Genomic DNA, 6,496 nt, shown 5'->3' with positions numbered 1-6,496 from the left:
CCCTTAAAAAGGGGGACTTGAAGAAATTTCCCCCCTTTTTAAGGGGGGTTAGGGGGGATCGAAACACTGTTAGACAATTTTTATAAGACTTGTGTGTACACCGTAGCCTTTCTAAGGGGGGATTAAGGGGGGTAATTTAACTTGTGTGTACAACCGTAGCCTAAAAGGAGAGAAGTCAAAGTTGTACTTCACTGGGTCGATAACAGCTATACAGCTTTAAATATAAAATTATGCGTTTCATCAACAAACCCATGCGTTTCATCAACAAAATCGTTCTGTTCATCAACAAACTCATGCGTTTCATCAACAAAATCGTTTTGTTCATCAACAAACCCATGCGTTTCATCAACAAAATCGTTCTGTTCATCAACAAACTCATGCGTTTCATCAACAAAACCATAACTTTTGTGAGAAATACTGATATCTCTATCATATTAGACACCAATCTGTGAGGATTTTACTGAACTAAAATACAGCTTTAGTAGGGCAAACTAGCTCTAAAGCAATAAAAAGGATACATTTATGCCTGCTCAAAAACGTACATACCGCGTTTTAGAAAAAGCTGAATTAAGAGTGGCTGGACTTAAAGCAATTGATCCCAGCATGGATTTTGGGGATGCTCGCAACTTGCAAAACATGACACAACTAATTGAGCAGTACCGTAGCAAAATAGATGCTTATAATACTGCTCTAGCCGTGATTAACTCTTCTAGAACTGAGATGGAAGAATTGGACAAAGCTTTAAGTGACATAACTGAGAAAATGCTGATTGGAGTTGCTTTTAAATACGGCAAAGATAGCCGTGAATATGAAATGGCGGGTGCTGTTCGTAAAAGCGATCGCATCCGTAAAAGCAGAGCAACACGCTTAAGGGCGACTCCAAAAGAGTTAGCCAGTGAAAATGCTAAAACTCCATATCTTAATGGACTAGATAGAGCGATCGCAGAATAAATCCATTCTCGTACAAAGTATGGAAACGAGTAAATGGTTAATTTTAACTCTCCACCCCCTACTCTCCAACCTTTTTCCACGGTAGTTTAATTGTAAATCGACTACCTTTCCCTAACTGACTTTCGGCGTGGACAGTACCACCATGCAACTCGACGATTTTTTGCACCATCACCAATCCTAAACCAGTACCCGCGGAACGACGGGTAGAGGCATTTTCAACTTGAATAAAAGGTTGAAATAATCGGAAAAGGTCATCGGAAAGCATACCAATACCCGTATCTACCACGCTAAAAAAGATATATTCATTTGTGGAATTTGGCTGAACTTCAATCCAAACTTTGCCTCCGTCGTGAGTAAACTTGATAGCGTTGCTCAACAGGTTGATAAATACCTGGCGGATGCGGCGCTCATCAACTTGGATGGGTTCGAGTTCTTCAGGGATTTGTACACTCAGTTGGATATTTTTCTGTAACGCTAAATTTTTGACGAAACTGAGACTAGAGTCACATAATTCTGGAATCGAAGTAGCCGCTAGTTGCAGTTCTATCTTGCTGGATTCAATATCTGTAAGCTCAAGGATTTGGTTAATCAATTCTAGTAAGTTCTTACCGCTCGATTCGAGGGTATTTAGAAACTGGCGCTGTTCTTCGGTTACAGTACCGTAAACTTCATTTTGGAGTGCTGCTGCAATTTCAAGAATAGAGCTTAAGGGAGTCCTCAATTCATGGCTCATATTTACCAAAAAGGTTTTTTTGGCACGATTTGCAACTTCGGCAGCTTCTTTCGCCTCACGCAGATCGGATTCTGCACTTTTTCGATCGCAGACTTCTAAAGTTAGAGCAACAAATTCAGCTATTGAGCTAACGAAGTTTTGCTCGCTCAGTTCCCATGTCCGAGGAATATCAATCTGTTCATACAATACTGTTCCCACGACTTCGCCCCCAACCCAAATGGAGGTATTAATTAGGGATACAACATTCTTTGTTTCTAGCAATTCATCCCATAATTCTTGTATCCGTAGATCGGTGCGAGTATCGGTGACAGCGATGATGCGGGCAGATGTCAGGGATTTAAAGTAGATGGGATAATCTGCGCGATCGCGTTCTAAACCTGCTGAATGTTTTTGATTGCTACGTTCGTAGAGACTTATACATTGTAGTTTAGTGCGTTGACGCAGCCTGCCGTCGTCATCGCTATTGAATAACCACACACTTACTCGTTCTACTTCTAAAGCATTCGCGGCTTTCTCTGTAATAACTTTGAATGCTGTTTCCAGATTTCCTTCTGAAATTGCCCTGTGATTTGCCAGTTCTGCCAACGCCCGATTATGCTTTTCTAGCTTTTGCTCACTATTAATATTTTTTTGAATCTCTTGCTGTAAATCTTGAGTTCGCTGTTGAACTTGCAATTCTAACTCTTCATTTTTTGTAATCTGTGCAGTAAAGATTTTACGTAAATGCTGCATCATCTCATTGAAAGATTCACCCAGCATTTCTACTTCTTTAATGCCTGGTACAATCACCACCGAGTCTTCAACCTTGGTGAAATCGGCTAAATCTTTTGTCGCCGTGCTGAAGTACAAAATTGGCTGAGTTATCCAACGGGCGGTAACAATTCCTAGTAAAATAGCTAATCCCAACGCTCCCAGACAGAGAAAAATTGTAGTTTGAGTGTTGCGATCGATTTGCCCCATAAAATCTGCTTCAGGGACAGCTACTACAATTAACCAGTTGACATTTGGTTCGCCTTGCAATGGTCTAATTTCTAAAAATTGTCGTTTGCCATTCAAAGAAAAATCTAGTTGCTGTAAACTCTTAATTTCGTCAAAGTTAGTAAATTTAGTTTCTAAATATTTAACGCTAGCTTGAGTAAAAGCATTCCCGCTTTGGGAAGCTGCCAACCTAATTGGTTTACCATTTTGGAGACGGAATGGTTCTTCCTTTGTGGAACTTGCGACTAATAGCCCCGATCGCTCGATAATAAAAACTTGCCCAGATTTGCCAACTTTAATATTTTGCAGCAAATTTCCAATTTGCGATACATGAGTTAGAGCGCTGTTGACACCGAGTAACTCACCTTGGGAGTTATATATAGGTTGAGAAGCACTAATCAGCAGCGTTGGTTCGGTGATGGGTGTAAAAATCTGACTAAAGCTGAATTTTTTAGCGGTAACTGCTGCTTGATAGTTAGGACGCGATCGCGCATCATAGTTTTTGATTACTTCTGGTAGCTGGGTACGTTGACCAAAAGAGTCAATTTGGTAGGTGTAGAGGTCGTAACCAGTTGACTTATCGGCTTTTCTGAGTAAATATTGGCGATCGTTGAGCTTTTCCACCGCTAAGTGTTCTTGCTGTTCATTGCTTGCCGTTAAAGCGATCGCATCAGGAAAAATCTCTAACTGCTTGATTAAGTATGACTCCCAAGTTGCCAGATTTTCCATCTTCAGCAACCCAATATCAATGATATTTTGATTACCGCGCAATACTTGACGCGGAGTTGAGAGATAAGCCTGTAAATTTTGCTCTACTCGATTAGCGACTTCATAACGCAATTCGCTAGCTACCTCATTGACTGCCATTTGCCCATTGCGGATTGATAAATATGCAGTCAATCCCACAGCTAGCAAGATTTGCAGCACAAACAACGCTACGAGAATGCGACGTAGAGGTACACCTTTAAATAGGGGAAAAACACCATTTTGACCAATATTTTTGTTCATAAGCCCACTCTCTCTTCCTGTCCTATAGTAGTGAGTACAACACCTCGACTTCTCTGGTCTGCGGGCTTATACATAGTTTGTACTCGGTCGGATCAAGTGCCAATATACCACTTTTGGCAAAAGAACAAAACTTTAACCTGTGATTTTACCTGCAATGTGAATTTCATCGAATTAACATTTTCAGCCTAGCTGAAAGGTTGTTTGAAAAGCACCTAGCTGTAATTTTAGACATTTATTAATCTCTCCTAACCCCCTTTAAAAAGAGTGAGCATTACCCAATACAGTTCACATAAGACCAAAACACTTGTAGAGACGGCGATTTATCGCGTCTTGAAAACCCAAAATTTTTGCCAGTAGCCCTTAACCCAAGCGTATTGAAGCATTACCCAGATTTTATAGATAAACTTGAAATTTTATTCAAAGCAAGGAGAGGTTCTTTTACCGAAAGGCTGCTGTATTGATTTTGTTGCAAATATCTACCCAAGCTTGATCTCGTTTTCCTCCCATAATGGTGTTTAATGGGCTATCGGTAGGGTGTGCGGCTTGATATTTTTCAATTGCTGTTGCTTTGTAGTTGCTAGCACGCAAAGGTATCCAGAGAATTTTGACTCCCTCGGCTTTTGCTGCTTCTAACAGAGGTGGTAACTCATTTTGACTAATAAACTTTGATGCGAGAAAGTTTGGACTTACCAGCAACACTGCTACTTTTGCAGATGCCAAAGCCGCCTGGATTTCATCTTCCCAAACATCACCAGGCTTGATTTGGGTATCATCCCACAGGTTAAGATTTTTTTCTCTAATTAATGGTTCTAGATGAGTTTTGAGGTCATTGAACCACTTTTTATCTTTGTGACTATAGCTAATAAAAACTTGATTCCTGGTTACGGGTTCAGACATGGGTATTTCTAAATTTGGTGGAGTTGGTAAAACATCGTCAATCAATCTGCGGACATCTACCATATCACCGCTATCCTGGCACTGGATTTGGTAGCGATTATTGTCCCTGAATTTGTACAACACATCTTGGTTATAAAAATGAGGATTCTGACTATCCTTACAACTTTCACAGTTGCAGGGAACAAGTGTTTTATATTTTAGGCGTTCATAAGACTTATGGATTTTGTCTAATTCATGAGTGATAACTGTTAGCAATTCTTTCTTTCGGTTTCCTGCTACGCGGACTTTAGTTTCCCGTTGGTTATAGTTTTCAATGACTTCAGCACGGGTTTGGTCTTTATTGAGAACAACACCGCTTTTCCAAACGAGTTTTTGCTGTTCAATATGAGCGTGCATTTCGACAATAAAGCGGGTAAGAATGCCTTTTGGCATGAAATCATAGGTGTAGCGCAGGATCAGATTATTGCGATCGTTCCAGGTATAATCAGCTTTTTCAATGGAAAGTAATTGTGGGGCAATATAAGTGTCACGACGACCGGGAATTTCGTAGCAAAGCTTGAACTGCATCATTAATTGAAGTAGTTCATCGCGCATATCAATATATTCGCTGCTTTTCCAAATATCTTCGAGGTCTTCCTTGGTAAAACAACCTAGCTTTTGCTTGACAGTTTGATTATCCAAAACTTTGTAGACGGCAGTTGTCCCCCATTCTGGTTTGAGGATAACGTAGTGTTTGAGTGTAGAATCGTCTTGAAAGTGGAGGCAAACACCGAGGTCGTGGAGATAACTGCTTAAGCGTTTCATGTCTTCACGGTCAGTTAAATTATTGACTCGGCAAAGAGTAAAGTATTCTTCAACGTTGATGTAATTTCGGAAATCGTTCTCTAAGGCGGTTCTGACTCTTACCCAGAGTTTTGGCAGAGGTGTACCAACATGGTCAAGTTTACTGATGTATAGCTGAATAGCATCTTTAATCTCTGCTAAACCTCGATTAGTATCTAAATTGGTTGCCAGTATTCTCTCCAGATTACTGAATTCTCCTCTTAATTGGCCCCCATCGACTTCGCACTGACGGTCTTGTTTTTCGTTTTTGATGATAAAAACTGGACTTTTGCCGCTCAAGAGTTCGACAACGTTTAGCCACCAGTAAAAATCAGTGTTTTCTTTGCGAGTGTCGGCAACTAAAGCATAGAGAGATCGCTTACTGAGGAAAAACTGATGGGTTTGGTGATAAATTTCCTGACCGCCAAAATCCCAGATGTTGACGCGAAAATCTTTGCCATTGGACTGTGTAAAGTCCCACCGGATCACCTCAATGCCTTGGGTTGATTTCTCTTCTGGCTGGAGTTTATAGGTTTCGTCTTTGATTTTCTTGGCTAAAGAGGTTTTACCGGCTCCTCCTTCGCCAATAATTAAGAATTTTGCTTCGTAGAAAGGTTCGGTTTCAGCTGGATCTTGTACCCGAAAATAGAAATCGAGAATTTCATTCACATCACCCGGATCTTGGTAGTCAGCCTTCGGCCGCAAAATCTCTGGTGGAATGGGGACTGGATTTCTACGAAGATCCAGCTTTTTCAGGTTTGACAGTTGCCTGATTTCCCTTGGCAGACTGCTCAGTTGATTACTGCTGAGGTTGAGGGTTTGCAGGTTGGTAAGTTGTCCAATTTCTTTTGGCAGACTGCTCAGTTGATTACTGCTGAGGTTGAGAATTTGCAGGTTGGTGAGTTGGGCAATTTCCGGTGACAGACTGCCCAGTTGATTCCTGCCTAGGTAGAGGGTTTGTAGGTTGGTGAGTTGTCCAATTTCTTTTGGCAGACTGCTCAGTTGATTACTGGCGAGGTCGAAGAATTCCAGGTTGGTGAGTTGTCCAATTTCTTTTGGCAGACTGCTCAGTTGATTACTGGCGAGGTCGAAGAATTCCAGGTTGGT

4 protein-coding genes are annotated in these 6,496 nt (G+C 41.0%); 1 reads left to right on the top strand and 3 read right to left on the bottom strand.

Annotated features, from left to right (window positions below):
* Nucleotides 1–175 precede the first annotated feature (175 nt).
* Entirely contained in the window at nt 176–433 is a 258-nt protein-coding gene (locus G1O98_RS36170; RefSeq protein WP_163938996.1) for a hypothetical protein, read from the bottom strand.
* Nucleotides 434–522: 89 nt separating this feature from the next.
* On the opposite strand from G1O98_RS36170, the gene G1O98_RS36165 reads away from it, so the two are divergent.
* Entirely contained in the window at nt 523–951 is a 429-nt protein-coding gene (locus G1O98_RS36165; RefSeq protein ID WP_163938994.1) for a methyl-accepting chemotaxis protein, read from the top strand.
* A 58-nt stretch (nt 952–1,009) separates the two neighbouring features.
* Here G1O98_RS36165 and G1O98_RS36160 read toward each other — a convergent pair whose 3' ends face one another.
* On the bottom strand, nt 1,010–3,670 hold the full coding sequence (locus G1O98_RS36160) for an ATP-binding protein (RefSeq protein ID WP_163938992.1): 2,661 nt from the start codon (nt 3,668–3,670) through the stop codon (nt 1,010–1,012).
* 438 nt (nt 3,671–4,108) lie between these two features.
* Nucleotides 4,109–6,496, bottom strand: a 2,388-nt coding sequence (locus G1O98_RS36155) for a COR domain-containing protein (protein ID WP_163938989.1), incomplete at its 5' end; no start/stop codon positions are given.

Origin of the sequence: Nostoc sp. UIC 10630 (assembly GCF_010747425.1) — a bacterium.
Taxonomy (GTDB): Bacteria; Cyanobacteriota; Cyanobacteriia; order Cyanobacteriales; family Nostocaceae; genus Nostoc.
The sequence above is the reverse complement of the archived record's forward strand: the minus strand, read 5'-3'. Positions and strand labels throughout refer to the sequence as shown.

What these genes read in the sequence shown, in the direction of transcription:
- G1O98_RS36160 (WP_163938992.1), bottom strand. Translation starts at nt 3,670, where the DNA reads ATGAACAAAAATATTGGTCAAAATGGTGTTTTTCCCCTATTTAAAGGT.
- G1O98_RS36165 (WP_163938994.1), top strand. Translation starts at nt 523, where the DNA reads ATGCCTGCTCAAAAACGTACATACCGCGTTTTAGAAAAAGCTGAATTA.
- G1O98_RS36170 (WP_163938996.1), bottom strand. Translation starts at nt 433, where the DNA reads ATGATAGAGATATCAGTATTTCTCACAAAAGTTATGGTTTTGTTGATG.